General features: G+C 39.9%; 9 protein-coding genes. All 9 read left to right on the plus strand.

Annotation, left to right across the window (positions count from 1 at the left end):
- The 9 genes from sov to KSK37_RS06190 all read left to right on the plus strand — a co-directional run bounded on the left by sov (nucleotide 1) and on the right by KSK37_RS06190 (nucleotide 17109).
- The gene (sov, locus tag KSK37_RS06150) at nucleotides 1-7068 is read left to right on the plus strand and encodes a T9SS outer membrane translocon Sov/SprA (RefSeq protein ID WP_217200166.1); all 7068 of its coding nucleotides are present in this window, start codon (nucleotides 1-3) and stop codon (nucleotides 7066-7068) included.
- 154 nt (nucleotides 7069-7222) lie between these two features.
- Nucleotides 7223-7888 (plus strand): GTP cyclohydrolase I FolE, encoded by a 666-nt coding sequence (gene folE, locus KSK37_RS06155; RefSeq protein ID WP_217200168.1) that lies wholly within the window; start codon nucleotides 7223-7225, stop codon nucleotides 7886-7888.
- 58 nt (nucleotides 7889-7946) lie between these two features.
- On the plus strand, nucleotides 7947-9416 hold the full coding sequence (cysS, locus tag KSK37_RS06160; protein ID WP_217200170.1) for a cysteine--tRNA ligase: 1470 nt from the start codon (nucleotides 7947-7949) through the stop codon (nucleotides 9414-9416).
- Between the two features lie 151 nt (nucleotides 9417-9567).
- On the plus strand, nucleotides 9568-10731 hold the full coding sequence (locus KSK37_RS06165) for a T9SS type A sorting domain-containing protein (protein WP_217200171.1): 1164 nt from the start codon (nucleotides 9568-9570) through the stop codon (nucleotides 10729-10731).
- 239 nt (nucleotides 10732-10970) lie between these two features.
- Complete coding sequence (locus KSK37_RS06170; protein WP_217200174.1) at nucleotides 10971-13628, plus strand: 4-alpha-glucanotransferase; 2658 nt, start codon at nucleotides 10971-10973, stop codon at nucleotides 13626-13628.
- 285 nt (nucleotides 13629-13913) lie between these two features.
- Nucleotides 13914-14864 carry a hypothetical protein gene (locus KSK37_RS06175; protein ID WP_217200176.1) on the plus strand — a complete coding sequence of 317 codons (951 nt, stop codon included), beginning with the start codon at nucleotides 13914-13916 and terminating at the stop codon, nucleotides 14862-14864.
- A gap of 123 nt (nucleotides 14865-14987) precedes the next feature.
- Nucleotides 14988-15500, plus strand: coding sequence for a hypothetical protein (locus KSK37_RS06180; protein WP_088359544.1), 513 nt, complete (start codon nucleotides 14988-14990; stop codon nucleotides 15498-15500).
- Between the two features lie 115 nt (nucleotides 15501-15615).
- Nucleotides 15616-16596 (plus strand): glycosyltransferase family protein, encoded by a 981-nt coding sequence (locus tag KSK37_RS06185; RefSeq protein ID WP_217200177.1) that lies wholly within the window; start codon nucleotides 15616-15618, stop codon nucleotides 16594-16596.
- Between the two features lie 93 nt (nucleotides 16597-16689).
- Nucleotides 16690-17109 (plus strand): hypothetical protein, encoded by a 420-nt coding sequence (locus KSK37_RS06190; RefSeq protein WP_088359546.1) that lies wholly within the window; start codon nucleotides 16690-16692, stop codon nucleotides 17107-17109.
- Nucleotides 17110-17115 lie beyond the last annotated feature (6 nt).

Consider the following 17115-nt stretch of genomic DNA (forward strand, 5'->3'; position numbering starts at 1 on the left):
TTGGAGAAGAACAGTTTTTTTAAGCATCAGTTTTTATTTGTAATATTCCTTTGTTTTTCATTTGCGAGTGTCAGTGCGCAGGTGAAACCTTCCGACAGCTCCTCTGTACGACAGGATTATCCGTTACCAGACCCGATCCGTTACGACGCATTTTATGATGTGGCAAGCGGCATGTATTTTCTGTATCCGAAGATCGGAAATATGGTGGTAGGAAATCCCGTATCGATGACTTCCGCGGAATATCATCAGTACATGCTCAATAATCAGCTGAGCGAATATTACCGCGAAAAATCATCAACCAATAATCTGGGTTACCGGAAAGACCAAACCGATGCGGTGAAAAAAGGCTTGCTTCCCAGCGTAAACATTAAGAATAAATTATTCGAATCCATTTTTGGCGGCAATAAAATTGAAATTATTCCGCAGGGATTCGCCTCTTTCGATATCGGCGGCCTCTACCAGAAAATCGACAATCCTTTAATTTTACCTCAGAACAGAACCAGTTTCGCCATTGATATCCAGCAGAGAATTCAGTTGGGATTATTGGGTAAAGTGGGTGAAAATCTGCAGCTTAAAGCCAATTATGACACGCAAAGCGGTTTCGCTTTCGAGAACCGGATGAATCTTGTCTGGCAGGCGAAAGGAACCTGGAAAGATTTACAGAGCAAGGGTTTAAATGATAAAACAACCGGCGGCGAAGATAAAATCATCAAAAGAGTAGAGTTCGGTAACGTGAATATGCCGCTTTCAACAAGTTTAATAAGAGGTTCAGAATCTTTATTCGGTCTAAAAACTGAATTCCAGCTTGGAAAAACCACCGGAACTTTGGTTTTCTCGCAGCAGCAGGGTGAAGCCAGAAATATCATCGCTCAGGGCGGCGGCGTGATGAATACCTTCAAACTGAACGCTATAGATTACGAAGATAACCAACACTACTATTTAGGACATTATTTCTTAAACTCTTACGACAATGCTTTGCTGAATTATCCTCAGATTAATTCAAGAATCAGCATTACGAGAATTGAAGCCTGGGTTTTGGATCAGGGTTCAGGCAATCTTCAGGACCAGAAAGGAATCCTGGGAATCCGTGATTTGGGAGAAGGCGTTTCGGGATATCCGGATAATTCCCAGAACGGGCTTTATCAGGGAATTGTAAATCTTGGGGCCGGAATCCGCGATGTCAATACCGCCTACAATGCAATCAACGGGCAGTCCTTTCCGAACGCGAGCGGTTCGCCGGAAAACTATACCGATGGTGAACAGTTTATCTTCAACCGAAAAGCAAGAAAACTGAACCAGAACGAATTTACTTTCCATCCGCAACTCGGTTATTTGTCACTGAATCAAAGACTTAATGATAATCAGCTGCTGACCGTAGCGTATACCTATACCCTGAACGGCGACAATAAAGTATATAAAGTAGGGGAGTTTTCTGAAGAAAGCCCGGTTTTGATTACCAAACTGTTAAAATCAAATACAAAAACCACAACCACGACACCGATGTGGGATTTGATGATGAAGAATATCTATTCATTAAACTCCAATCAGATCAATCAGGATGGATTTCTATTGAATGTATATTTAAGAGATGCCCAAAACGGAAAAGTGAATTATTTACCGGGAACACCTGTTCAGGATACCAATTTACTGAAACTGTTCAACTGGGACAGGCTGAACATGAATAACGATTTACAGCAGAACGGAGGTGTTACAGGAGACGGTATATTCGATTTTGTGCCCGGAATTACGGTAGACCCGGAAAACGGAAAAATTATTTTTACCAAAGCGAAACCTTTCGGTGCTTATCTCCAGAATGTTTTGGGAAGCAGCGATCCGAAGTTTGTTTTCAATGATTTATACGACAAGTTCAAAAATGTAGCTTCGGAAAACCGTTTGGCATTGGCATATACCCTCGAAGGCCGATTTAAAGGTTCACAGGGAACCGGTATTTCCTTGGGAGCTATCAATGTTCCGCAAGGTTCAGTGAAAGTGACGGCAAACGGTGTTCAGCTTCAGGAAGGGATTGATTATACAGTGGATTATATGCTCGGTACGGTGAATATCATTAATGAAACCGTGAAACAGTCTGGTCAGGCAATTAATATTTCCCTTGAAAATCAACTTACGTTTAATACTCAGAGAAAAAGATTTTTAGGATTAAATTTAGAAAGAAAGTTCAATGAACATCTTAGGATTGGCGGAACGGTAGTGAATTATGCGGAGACTCCTTTGACCCAGAAAGTAAATTTTGGCCAGGAAGCGGTAAATAATACCATGGCCGGTTTCAATATTTTATATAATAACGAACTGCCTTTCCTTACCAGGCTTACCGATAAAATTCCTTTAGTGAATACCGAAGCGCCTTCGAATTTAAGTTTTGCTGCAGAAGGAGCTTATTTAATTCCCGGACAGAACAAAGGAATCGGCGACCAGTCTTATATTGATGATTTTGAGCAAACAACTTCAAAAATCTCTCTGAAAGAGCCTGCGATGTGGAGTCTGGCTTCGAAACCGGAACACAACCCGGAACCATTTTTCGCCAACGCCAGCCTTAACGATAACATCGCTCACGGAAACGGTAGAGGTTTGCTGACGTGGTATAATATTGACCCGAGATTTTACGGAATCGGCGGTAAGGCACCAAGCGGAATCAATGCACAGGCAGTTTCCAATCATGCTTCGAGACGGGTTCAAACTCAGGAACTGTATAACTCACGCGATTTTGTTGCCGGTGAACAGCTTTATACCAATACTTTTGACATTACCTATTTCCCGAACGAAAGAGGTCCTTATAACGTGAACCCAAGTACCGAATCCACCCAGGAAAGATGGGCAGGTCTTATGCGGCCGATTTCGGTTTCCAATTTTGTTAATTCCAATATTGAATATGTGGAGTTCTGGATGATGGATCCTTATGCGGACGGCAATACTTTAGGAGCCAATCCTAAATTATTGCTGCATTTGGGAAATGTTTCAGAAGATGTGCTGAAAGACGGAAAGCTGCAGTATGAGAACGGATTGCCAACGCCAAATGTTCCGGCCAATACTTCCACGACCAACTGGGGAAGCCAGCCGAATCAGTTTCCTATTTTATATGCTTTCTCCACAGAAAATGAAGAAAGAACAGCGCAGGATTTAGGATATGACGGTTTGGATGCTCAGGGTGAAGCCGCGAAATTCGGCACCAATTTCATCAATCCGGTAACCCAGGTTCCGGATCCGGCTTCCGATGATTTCGTGTTTTATCTGTCTGATAAATTTCAGGGAACTCAGGCTTCATCGCTTTTAGAAAGATATAAATATTTCCGCGGTCCTGAAGGCAATTCACAGAGCAATACTCTGGAAGTCGCTACCCAAACTCCGGATGCAGAAGATGTAAACCGAGATTACAACCTCGATCAGAACGAAAACTATAACCAGTACAACATCAGCCTTGATAAAGCAAGTCTTACTTTGGGACAGAATTTTATCGTTGATGAGAAAGAAGTGGAAGCCAAATTCCAGAACGGGCAAACCGGTACCAATAAATGGTATTTATTCCGTGTTCCGGTATCTCAGTTTGCGACAGATGCTGGTGCTCATGACCCGTCGGTTCTGAATAATGTGAGATTTGCAAGAATGCTTTTAACCGGTTTCGATCAAACAGCAACGATCCGTTTCGGAACGTTGGATCTGGTAAGAAGCGACTGGAGAAAATATTCCAAAGATATTGCGACCAACACTGCGGATACTGAAGGGGTAAATCCTGTAGACAATAAAAACCTGGATGTTGGAAGCGTAAATCTTGAAGAAAACGGACTTAACCAGCCGCCTTACGTTCTTCCTCCGGGAATCGACCGTCAGGTACTGAGCGGAAATGCCGGTGCACAGAGACAGAATGAAGCTTCACTGTATATAAAAACTGCGCCTATTGAGCCTAAAACATCAAGAGGGGTTTTCAAAAATGTAGCTTTGGATATGCGCCGTTACAATAACTTAGAGCTTTTTGTACATGCTGAAGATGTGAGAGCCGGAGCGCAAAGCAACGGTCTTGACCCCAATGCCAAATTCTTTATCCGTTTCGGAAGTGATGCGTCTGATAACTATTATGAATACGAAACTTCTTTAACATATACACCGAGAAACGCTACTTCTCCACTCGAGATATGGCCTTCCGCCAATACGGTGAATCTTGCTGTTCAGAGCTTTATCGATGCGAAATTAAGAAGAGACCAGAATTCATCGGTAGCTATTGATCAGAGAACTGAAGATTTCGAATACGGTGCAATAGACCCCAATAAAAAAATCTTTATCAAAGGACGCCCAAGTTTAGGAAACGTAACGACCATTATGCTTGGAGTTCGGAATAAAGATGAAGCAACTTCCAAAGACCTGGTACTTTGGGTAAACGAAATCCGTCTTTCGGGAATCGAAAACAAAGGCGGTTATGCAGGAAATGCAAGCGTTAATTTCAACCTTGGGGATTTTGCAATGGTGAATGCCAACGCTTCTTACTCCACCATCGGATTTGGCGGCATTACAGAAAAACCTTCGGAAAGAGCTCAGTCTACGCTGTCTGCCTATAATGTAAATACCACCGTGAATGTTGATAAATTCTTGCCTGAAAAAGTGGGAATGAAGATTCCGGTGAATTACTCTTATACGCAAACCATTGAAGATCCAAAGTATAATCCGCTGGATAATGATGTGACTTTCGAGGAAGCTCCTAACAGGGAAGAATTGAAAAAAGTTGCGAGAACCTACACGCAGCAGAGAAGCATCGGTGTGGTGAACATGCGCAAAGACCGAATGAATCCCAACAAAAAACCGAAATTTTATGATGTGGAAAATCTTTCGGTGACAGCGGTTTATAACGATGATTACTACCGTGACGTATATACGAAGAAAAATTACCGTCAGTATTTGAGAGGATATGTTGATTATAATTATTCGTTTAAACCATGGGTTTTAAGGCCGTTCAATAAAATTGTCAGCGATACGGCAAAATCGTATAAATATTTGCGATTCATTAAAGAGGTAAATTTCAATCCGATCCCGACAAGACTTTCTTTCAGGACAGAAATCGACAGAAATTACAACGAACTTGAGTTCAGAAATATTGAGGCTATTCTCAACGGAAACTCGGCTCAGAACTTCGATGTTATTAAAAACAGAAACTTCTATTTCGGCTGGCAGTACGGTTTAGGATTTAATTTCACTAAATCTCTGAAGCTGGAAATTAATTCAGCCATGAGAACGCTGAATGATAATCTGAATGTGTATGACATGAACAATAAGTCGATTTTCGAAAATCCTCTGCGTGCCGGACGACCGGTTTTATACAACCACAGAGTTCAGCTGAATTACAGATTCCCGTTTGAATATCTGCCTTATCTGGATTTCATTAATGCAGAGCTCGGTTACGGATTTACCTATAACTGGAATGCGAGAAGTACCGTGATGACCGGTTTCGTAAACCCTGAAACTCAAAGACAGGAAAGTTTGGGAAGTATCGGGCAGAACACGAATAATATCGTCGCCACTTCAACGGTAGATGTTCCGAAATTCTTCAGTAAGTTTAAATATTTCCAGACCATCAATACCAAAATGCAGAAGCGTAAACAGGAAATTGATTCCCTGAATAATGCGTACAATTTGGTTTGGCAGAAGAAAAATTCTAAGAAAACCTTCAAGAGTTATAAATTTAAAAACAAACTGAATCCGCTGCAAAGTGTGGCTTACGCTTTAACGTCAGTTAAACAGCTTGATATTTCTTATAACGAAAACAACGGAACGGTGCTTCCGGGCTTGCTTTCTGCACCGAACTGGTACGGTTACGGCCAGACTTTAGGCGGACCGACTTACGGTTTCCTTTTAGGTTCCCAGGCAGATATCCGAAGAACGATTATTGAAAACGGCTGGATATCGAATTCAAATTACATGAACGATCCGTACACCCAGATGAAGAACCAGAATTTCCTTGCCAATGTGCAGGTGATGCCGGTGAACGATTTCCGGATTGATTTGAATGTTTTGAAGAATTATAACAGCAATTTCATTCAGGGAGGGTATAATGTGGATGCAGATTCTGATCCGGCAAACGGCTTCCAGTTCTCTTTCGGAACAGATATGATTACCTACAGCAAAACAGCCTGGACTTTCGGAACTGCTTTCGTGGACGGTAAAAACATTTACGATACGATGTATGAAAATGCAAAACAGATCTATCTGCAGTCCGGCGGAGTTTACAACGAAGCAGATTTTGCCAGAGGAAAAGGGTTGGGCGACGCTTATGTTTTAATCCCTGCGTTTCAGGCTGCAGTAGAAGGTAAAACAGTAAACGGAAGACTTTCGGATCCTAAAAAATCCGGTTTCCCGCTCCCGAACTGGAGAGTGACTTATTCCGGGCTTAAAAATATTCCTTTGGTGAACAGTCAGTTTTCTAAATTTGATATTCTTCACGGTTACAGTTCCACTTATACCGCTTCGGGAATTCAGTCAAGTGTAGATTATTATAATATGCAGAACAATGCCACCGCGCCGCGTGTGGATGCTTTTGGAAACGAATTTAATCCTTATACTTTCTCGCAAGTCGGTTATGTGGAAACTTTTGCACCGCTTTTAGGAGCCGATGTTACCATGAGAAACAATATGCAGTTCCGGGCGCAGTACAACCGCGACAGAATGTTTATGCTCGGTTTGGTAAATCACACTTTGACGGAAGATGCCGGTAAAGAATATATTTTCGGTTTCGGTTACATCTTAAAGGATTTAAAAATGAAAATGAATTTCAAAGGAAAAGAAAGAACCATTAAAAGTGACCTTAATATCCGCGGCGATTTCTCTTTGAGAGACAGCCAAACCAGAATCACGAATATTTTACAGAACGATTCACAGGTAACAGGCGGCCAGAGAATGATGAGCATCAAACTTTCTGCTGATTATAATATGTCGCAGAATTTCAGCCTAAGATTCTTCTACGATCAGCTGCTGACGAAATATAAAATTTCCACTGCCTTCCCGCTTTCAACAGTGAGGGCAGGATTGACGGCAACGTTTACCTTCGCAGGAAGCGGCGGCGGTTTCTAAAAAATAAACTTTAAACTCAGGATTCCGATCCTGAGTTTTTTTTTGAATTATAATAAGGGTGAAATTTCATTGATCTCAATCCAAACCGAACTTTTATGCCTTTTGTAGTTTTAAAAAAATTAAATCCCTAATTTTGTCTTTTCATTATTAAAATATGAACCAAGATATCGAAAACGACGACGACCTGTTCACCGGAAAAGATCACACCCCTTTAAGAACTGATGCTTTCGAAAAATCCCCCGAGGAAAAAATAGAAATCATCCAGCACCATTTTCATCAGATTATGGAAACTTTGGGTTTGGATATGACTGATGATTCTTTAAAAGATTCTCCGAAACGGGTTGCGAAAATGTATGTAAACGAAATTTTCGGCGGATTGCTGCCTGAAAATAAACCAGGAATTTCAACATTCTCCAATAAATATAAATACCGCCAGATGTTGGTCGAAAAAGACATTACGGTATATTCTTTCTGCGAGCATCATTTTCTGCCGATCATTGGAAAAGCACATGTTGCTTATATCTCGAACGGTGAAGTGATCGGGCTGTCAAAAATCAACAGAATTGTAGATCATTACGCAAAACGTCCGCAGGTTCAGGAAAGATTAACCATGCAGATTGTTGAAGCCATAAAAACTGCTCTCGGAACAAAAGATGTGGCCTGTATCATTGATGCAAAACATTTGTGCGTCAACTGCCGCGGAATTAAAGATACGGCAAGTTCAACCATTACCGCAGAATTAAGCGGAATTTTCAGAACGAACCCGATTACCCGTCAGGAATTCCTGCATTATGTCGGAAGCCATGCAAAATTCGATTAATCCAGAAATGATTTAAAATTGTTTTCGGATCAACTTCAAAACATTCAAACTATAATTAATGGAACTTAAAATATACAACTCTCTTTCCGGTGAAAAGGAAATCTTCAGACCAATCCACGAAAACAACGTCGGAATGTACGTTTGTGGACCCACTGTTTACAGCAATGTCCATCTCGGAAATGTAAGGACTTTTATGTCTTTTGATTTTATTTACCGTTCTTTAACGCATCTTGGCTACAAAGTGCGTTACGTAAGAAATATTACCGATGCAGGACATTTAACCGATGATGGTGATGTGGATAATGACAGATTCGTAAAACAGTCGCGTCTTGAAAAACTGGAGCCCATGGAAATCGTACAGAAATATACAGTAGATTTTCACAAAGTTCTGGAAAATTTCAATTTGCTTCCTCCGACCATTGAGCCGACTGCAACTGGCCATATTCTGGAACAGATCGAGCTTACACAAAAACTTTTAGATAAAGGCTTTGCTTATGAAAGCAACGGTTCCGTGTATTTCGATGTGCTGGAATATAACAGCCGCGGTTTGAATTACGGTGAACTTTCACGACGGAATATTGAAGAACTTTTTGCCAATACCCGTGATCTGGACGGGCAGAACGAGAAGAAAAACCCTCAGGATTTTGCGCTTTGGAAAGCAGCTTCACCTGCACACATCATGCGATGGAATTCCCCTTGGGGAGAAGGTTTTCCGGGATGGCATCTGGAATGTACGGCAATGTCTACAAAATATTTAGGAGAAAAATTTGATATTCACGGTGGCGGAATGGATCTTAAATTCCCTCATCACGAATGTGAAGTCGCTCAGGGGAAAGCATGCAACGGAACCGAGCCTGTAAATTACTGGCTTCATGCCAACATGCTCACCATGAACGGGCAGCGGATGAGCAAATCTACCGGGAATTACATTCTTCCTATGGAACTCGTTTCCGGGAATAATGATTTTTTTGAAAAAGCTTTTCACCCTGCGATTGTACGTTTCAACTTTTTGCAGGCGCATTACAGAAGTGTCCTCGATATTTCGAATGAAGCGATGGTGGCCAGTGAAAAAGGTTTCCAGAGACTGATGGAAGCGATGAAAATTTTAAATCAGGTTTCTGCGGCGGACAATCAACAGGGTTCTACCCTCAATATGAAAGAATGGAAAGAGAAATGTTATAACGCTTTAACAGATGATTTCAATTCACCGATTTTAATTTCGCATCTTTTTGAAGCGGTAAATTTTATCTTCAAGTTAAAAGATGAAAAGGAAAAGTTGAGTCCGGAAGATTTGGAAGAACTGAAAAAACTGATGAACGTTTTTGTTTACGAAGTTTTAGGTTTGCAGAATATTGAAGAGAACAACAATGAAAAACTTGACCAGACTCTGCGGGTTTTAATAGAGCTGAGAAATCAGGCCAGAAAATCAAAAAACTTCGAACTGTCAGATCAGATCCGCGACCGTTTACTGGCTGAAGGTATTGAACTGAAAGATGGCCGTGACGGAACGTCCTATTCCTTAATTTAAAGACAATAATAAATAATACAAGCTTGACCCCTTCAATAAATGTTGAAGGGGTTTTTTGTGAAAAATTTCAATAAAATATACTTTGTTTTAAAATAATAAAAACAATTTCTTAACTTAGTTTACTCAAAAACACAATTTTAACACGATTATCATGAAAAAAAAACTATTCTCTTTAGTGATGTTGTCCGTGGTGGTTTTCACTTCTGCACAACAGGATTTTTACGCACTTACCGGTAAAAATGGGCCCAATATTGTTTTCAGCGATTTCAGGGTTTTGGATGTCGAGAGAGGTATTTCGGGAGAACTTATTTTCGGAACCGAATCTACGCCCAAAGTTTTTTCACAGATCTTCAACAGAACTGTAACGGAGGAAAAAACAGGTTTTAATCATTCTCAAACTGCTGCCATGGCTTCTCTGGCCTATGATGAACTCAATGGAAAACTGATTTATATTCCCATGTTTTCGTCCAATGTTTATGTTTTGGATCAAAAATCCAGAGACATTACTTTAATAGAGAGCAACGTTATCAACAGCAAATCCTGCGATATCGGATCTCAAATCACCCGAATGACTACAGGTTACGACGGAAATGTATATGCGATGAGCAACTCGGGTTCCCAGTTTTTAAAAATATCCGGACAGGGTGGAAAATATACAGTCACCGATTTGGGTTCTGTAAAAAATGATTCCTCCAACGGAGAAAATTCTTTACTTGCGATGAATAAGGGTTTTGGCGGAGATATGGTGGCTGATGCCGACAATAATTTCTACATTTTTTCGGCTTCGGGAAATGTTTTCAAAATATCACCTCAGTTTTTAAATGCTAAATTTATAGGGAAGATTTCAGGGCTGCCAGAGAATTATTCTTTAAACGGTGCGGCCGTTAATTCAAAAGGAAATGTTGTAGTTGCCAGCGCCAAGGGTGAAGGCTTATACGAACTTAATCTTGGCGATTTACAGGCAAAACCATTGGCCGGTAATCTGAATACCCATATCTACGATTTGGCGAGCAAATATTTTCTGAATGATAAACTGAACGCTGTCAGTAATGGTTTGGCAGATATTTATCCAACCAAAGTGGAAGAAGACTTTATTCATGTGAGGGTTGATGATCAAAAGATCACCGGAAATGTTGCTGTAGAAATATATGATTTTGCAGGAATTAAAGTGCTGCAGAAAACGCTTCAGTCTATCGGGAAAAACAGTATTCAGAAAATAGAGTTAAATAACTTAAAATCAGGAATTTATATTGTCTCTCTTTTAGACAGTGACAAAAAGATTATTCTTAATAAAAAAATTGCTGTAAACAGATAAATTTTGGGGATTTTTGAACGTCTAAACCTTTTCGGATTGAAATTCGGGAAGGTTTTTTTATGATTTTTCGCATGGTTGATTATTTGTTCTGTAATTGATTGTAAATCAGTATTTAATCTTGTTTTCAGTTTCTGATATTTATGCAACAAAATATAACAGATCTGCATATTTTTCATAAATTGCGTACTGAAACCGCAATCTGTGCGTTCAGTTTCACCAAAGAAAACAAACATTGATCAATGAAACTTTATTTTAATATTAATTTCAGAACCAACATGGGTGAAAAAATCCAGGTTGTAGTGATGGAAGAAGGAAGTGTAAACCGGATTCACGGACTGAATTATTCCGATAACGGAAACTGGACCGCTGAAGTGGATTATTTCTCTAAATCAATATCTTATAAATATCAGTTGGTAAATGATTACGGAGGTATTTTAGAAGAAGAATTTTCGCTTCACCACTTGAATTTTCCTCATCATTATTCGGAATTTTCGATTTATGACGTGTGGAACTCGAAAAATTTCCCTGAAAATTATCTGAATAATAAAATTCTTAAAAATAAATTAAGCGGATTCAAACCCGAAAAAGCAGCTGTGCTGAAAAGACACACGCATCTTTTCCGGTTAGAAGCACCGATTTATCAGAAAAACTGGCAGGTTGTACTTCTAGGAAACAGCGATGCGCTTGGCAATTGGGAATATTTCAAAGCGGTACCAATGCTGCAGACTGATTTTGGTATTTGGGAAATTGCTGTTGAGCTTCCCGAAAATCAGATGATCCAGTACAAATACGGTTTGCTGGATACTGAAAAGGGCGAAGTTTTCGACCTGGAATACGGAGCCAACAGATGGGCTGTCCCGAATGCAGAACCAAATATCCTGCAGATTAAAGCGGATCATTATTTCAGATTCAAAGCTTTCGAAATGTATCATGCTGCGGGAGTTGCAGTTCCGGTTTTCGCTTTAAGAACAGAAAACGGTTTTGGCGTCGGGGAATTCCCTGATCTTAAAAACTTAGCAGACTGGGCGAAGGAAACCCAGCTTTCGATTTTGCAGATTCTACCTATTAATGATACTACTGCCAACTACACTTGGACCGATTCTTATCCTTATGCTGCGATTTCGGTTTATGCACTGCATCCTCAGTATCTTTCGATAGAAAATCTTGTATTCCCTTTGCCTGACGATCTCGTAACGGAATTCGCTGAGAAAAAAGCTGAATTGAATGCTTTAAATCTGATAGATTATGAGCAGATGATTTCCGGAAAATGGAAATATGTCAAAGCTGTTTTCGCAGAACATAAAGAAGAGATCCTCAAGGACCGGAATTTTAAAAAGTTCATTAAAGAAAATGAAGAATGGCTTCTTCCTTACTCTGCGTTCTGTGTTCAGAGAGATAAATATGGTACGCCCAATTTCAACGACTGGAAAACGCACAGGAAATATATTGCAGGAAAAATTGCACCGTTTTTCAGTTCAGACAGTAAGGATTTCGAGACGGCGATGCTGCATGCATGGGTTCAGTTTCAGCTTCATCTGCAGCTGAAAGATGCAATAGATTATACCCATAGTTTGGGAATTTCGGTAAAAGGAGATTTGCCCATCGGCATTTACAGATACTCTGTAGAAGCCTGGACGGAACCAGAACTTTTCGGAATGGATTTCCAGGCAGGTGCACCGCCGGATCAGTTTACCGAACTGGGACAAAACTGGGAATTTCCGACCTACAACTGGGAAGCGATGAAGGAAGACGGTTACCGCTGGTGGAAAAACCGTTTCAAAGCATTGGAACAGTATTTTGATGCAATGCGGATTGATCATATTCTCGGGTTTTTCAGGATATGGAGAATGCCAATGACGGCTACCCAAGGTATTTTGGGATATTTTTATCCTGCCGTTCCTGTTACAAGTGAAGAATTTAGTTCCAGAAATATTCCGTTTGAGGAGAACAGATATTGCAGGCCGTTTATTAATGATCAGATCTTGTGGGATGTGTTTGGTGATGAAAGAGATACCATCCACACCCAGTTTATGAATAATCATTTCGACGGAACCTATTCTTTAAGGGAAGAGTTTGACACTCAGAGAAAACTGACGGATTATTTCAAACAGAATCCTCATCCGTGGGCCGAAGATTTATTGATTTCGTTATGTGCAAACGTGCTGTTCCTGCCGGAAGTGGCTGAAAATGGGGAAGTGGTTTATCATCCGAGATTCAATATTGATAAGACACCGTCTTTCCAAAATCTTTCGGACTGGGAGAAAAAGGCGGTTTATGATTTATACCTTGATTATTTTTTCAAACGTCAGGACGCCCTTTGGTATGAGAAAGCCATGGAAAAACTGCCGATGATTCTTAACGCCACCGATATGCTGATTTGTGGTGAAGATTTAGGGTTGGTTCCGGACTGTGTTCCCGTGGTAATGGATCAGCTGGCGATCACCGCGCTGAAAGTACAGCGGATGCCTTCGGAAAATATTTTATGGTACAATCCGAAAGATGCAGGATATATGAATGTTGTTACGGCAAGTTCACATGACAGTTCCACGCTGCGTCAGTGGTGGCACGAAGACCGGGACTTAACGCAGCAATATTATAACCAGCAGCTTGGACAGCAGGGAAATGCACCGGAAAATCTGGAGCCGCAGCTGGCAGAAATCATCATGAAACAGCATCTTTATAACGATTCGATGTTGGCGATCTTTCCGATTCAGGAATTTTTAGCGACTGACAATGAATTGTGCAACCCGAATATGGACGACGAAAGAATTAATAATCCCGCCGTTTTTCCGCATTACTGGAGATACCGGATGCATCTCAACGTAGAAAGTCTTTTAAATAAGGATGCATTTAATCAGAAAATTTCCAACTGGGTTTCGGATTCAAACCGTGCTTAATGATTTTTAGATTAAATTTTTCAAATTAATTTCAGTGGATTTGAAATTTTTTTAACTCTGAAATCACAAAACAGCTGGTTTTTTATCCATTGATCATCAGTTGTTTAAGAATATTTTGAAGGAAGTTGAAACTTAGGTTTTAACTTCCTTTTTCAATTGTAATCAAATACACAGTGAATTCATGTAATTCCTTTGCAGAAAGGAGTTTCCGATGTTTTGAGACTTAAGTTCTGGCACGCTTTTCTAATCACTATTACATGAACAGCTAAATAATTTTTAAATAAAATGAAAAAAATACTTTTTGGACTTTCGGTGTTTTTTACAACGTTGATTTCCGCCCAGAATTATCCGGATTATTATCCGACCAACAGTAATAATAACGGTTATTACGGAGATTATGATGATGAATATTATTTTCCGGACGATTATTATTATGAATATCCTTCTGATTATTACAGGAACGATCTTTATCAAAACTATTATAACGATTATCAGAGGAGTATTTATGATGTAAACTGGAACCGTTTCATCTCAGTGTATCGTCTTGCGCCTTGGCAGGTACAGCAGATTATGATGCTTAACGACCGTTTTCCGTCATACGCTGCATGGAATTCTTACTACCGGTATAACCCTGACAGATGGTATTACGACAGATTTTACGCATTGGAAAGAATCCTTGGACCAAGAGTTTTCGTAATCTTCCAGAATAATTATTACAGCGGATACAGCCCGGTTGTTTACTGGCAGAATTACCGGAGACAGCACTATGTAACCAATGTGTATATTGTTCCTAAATACAGAAACATCAATGTTAACCGGTACAAAATCAACAGGACGCAGTATCACCAGAACAATCCGAGACAGAATTTCGGTTTCACAGATACCCCAAGAACCGGTAACGGAAACTGGAATAACAGCACAAGAGAAAATGGCTTCCGCAAAGACGGCTCATTGCAGAATAGCAACGGAAACAGCGGTTTCCGAAACGGAACAGATGCTCCCTCAGCTAACACTGCACCGCGCACCCAAAACGGGGGAACAAGAAGCGGAGTAAAAACCGAGACGTCAGCCCCAAACAGCAGCGGAGGTTTTAGAGATAGCGGTTCAGGATTCAGAAACACCGAACCTCAGAAAAGAACAGAAAATAATAACGGAGGGTTTAGAAAACAGTCTCCCGCAACCACAACACCGAGTTCTTCCACAAGAAGTTCGGGACAGAGGTTTACCACTCGATAATTTATAGTTTTTAATGTTAATAGTGAGAAGAGCAGTTTCGAAAGAGGCTGCTCTTTTTAGGTGCGGTTTATTTTTGGCATAATAATGGAAAAGGTAATCCCAGAAACTTAAAATTTTATTACAATGAAAAAATTAATCACAATACTTAGTTTAGGCTTTTTTGCCTTTGGTTATTCACAGTCTGATTATTATAACGATTATCAGAGAAGTATTACAGATTTCAACTGGCAGACTGTTGCGGCAAATTTACTGCTGAGCAGTCAGCAGAAAGCGGATTTGTTTTCACTCAATAATCAGTATCCTGATTATAATTCATGGAACAGAGCCTACGCCAATAATCCCGACCGTTGGAGAACTGACCGGTACTCCTCAATAGAAAGGATTATGGGTAAAGAGAAATACGCCAAATTCAAAAATAAATACTACAAAGGACAGAACCCGGTAGCTGTATATAACAGAAATAAAAATAACCACAAGAAAAATCAGGTTACGAAATATAGAGATATGCAGTCCAAAAAAGGGTATACCAATAGAAAATCGATGGAGGAGTATGAAAAAAGAAAAAACTCAGGTGATGGAAGCCATCTTTACATGAAGGGGAAAGGTCATAACAATGGAAAAGGGAAAAATAAATAATTTACTGATTTCTGCGATATAGAGGGAGAGCATTTGCTCTCCCTTTTTATTTTACATTTATGTTAATTTTTTAAATCTAAATAAAAAGGCATATTATATATGCTAATTTAGACTGATGAAAATTTTATATGCACTGCAGGGAACCGGAAACGGTCATGTAAGCCGCGCGAGGGAAATTATTCCGCATTTGAAAAAACATGGGCAAGTGGATGTTTTGATCAGTGGAACACAGGCAGAAGTTGGTCTTGAGGAGGATATAAAATACAGGTTTAACGGTTTGGGATTTGTTTTCGGAAGCAAAGGAGGCGTTGATTTCAGGGAAACCTCGAACCGTTTTCACATGAAAGAATTTTTTAGCGATGTTAAAAATCTTCCTGTAAAAAACTATGATTTAATTATCAATGATTTCGAACCGGTTTGCGCATGGAGCTGTAAACTGCACGGAAAACCTTCCGTCGGGATGAGTCATCAGGCCGCTTATTACTCCGTTAAAACGCCGCAGCTATCTGGATTTCATTGGGGAAAATTCATTATGAATAACTATGCGCCTGCAAAGCACAACGTCGGTTTTCATTTTGAAAAATATGATGATTTTATTCACACGCCGGTCATCAGAACCGAAATCCGGAATCTTAAGACCCAAAAACTAGGTCATTATACGGTTTATCTTCCCGCTTACTCCGACGATTTTATACTCAGCAAAGTGAAAGAAATTCCCAATTCGCAGTGGCAGATTTTCTCGAAACATTCAGCGCGTCATTACCGGAAGTTTAATGCCGAAGTTTTTCCTATCAACAATGAACTCTTCCAAAGGTCATTGGCAGATTGTGAAGGATTACTTACCGGAGGAGGATTTGAAGGTCCTGCTGAAGCGCTGTTTCTTGGCAAAAAACTTTTAGCGGTTCCGATGCATCACCAGTATGAACAGCAATGTAATGCTTTAGGTTTAGAGAATATGGGGGTGCCTGTGATTTGGAAAGAAAATGAATTCGATAAAAAATTAAAAGCCTGGTCGGAATCTGATCTTAGGATCACTATAAATTTCCCTGATGAAACTGAAGAGATTGTAAAAAATACTGTGGAAAAATACCACTAATCTGTTTTTAACACAAAATTATGATTGTTTAATTTAACATGTTTTAGATTTATTTATCAAAACATCAAATAACAACATCCAAATATTTTAAACATGAAAAAAATTGTTTTAAGTGCAGCGTTCGCAATAATGGGAACCTTCGCAATGGCTCAGCAGACGCCAATGATGCAACACAAAGATCCTGCCCAAATGGAACAGAAAAGAGCGGAAAAACTGAAAATGATGAAAACTGAACTGAACCTTACCGATGCACAGGTTGCAAAGATAAAGGCTTTACAGGATAAGAAAATGGAGGAGATGAAACAGAATGCACCGCAGAGACAGGCAGAAAGAAAAGCGAAAATGGAAGCGATGAAAGCCAAAAGAGAGCAGTGGAAAGCGGAAATGAAAGAGATTTTAACCCCTGCCCAGTATGCGAAATGGGAAGCAAAACAGAAGGAAAAAATGCAGGACAAACGTCAGAACATGCAACATAGACAAATGAAGAAAATGCCTGCAAAGGCTAGTTCATAATTTTAG

The organism is Kaistella soli (assembly GCF_019038595.1).
Classification (GTDB): domain Bacteria; phylum Bacteroidota; class Bacteroidia; order Flavobacteriales; family Weeksellaceae; genus Kaistella; species Kaistella soli.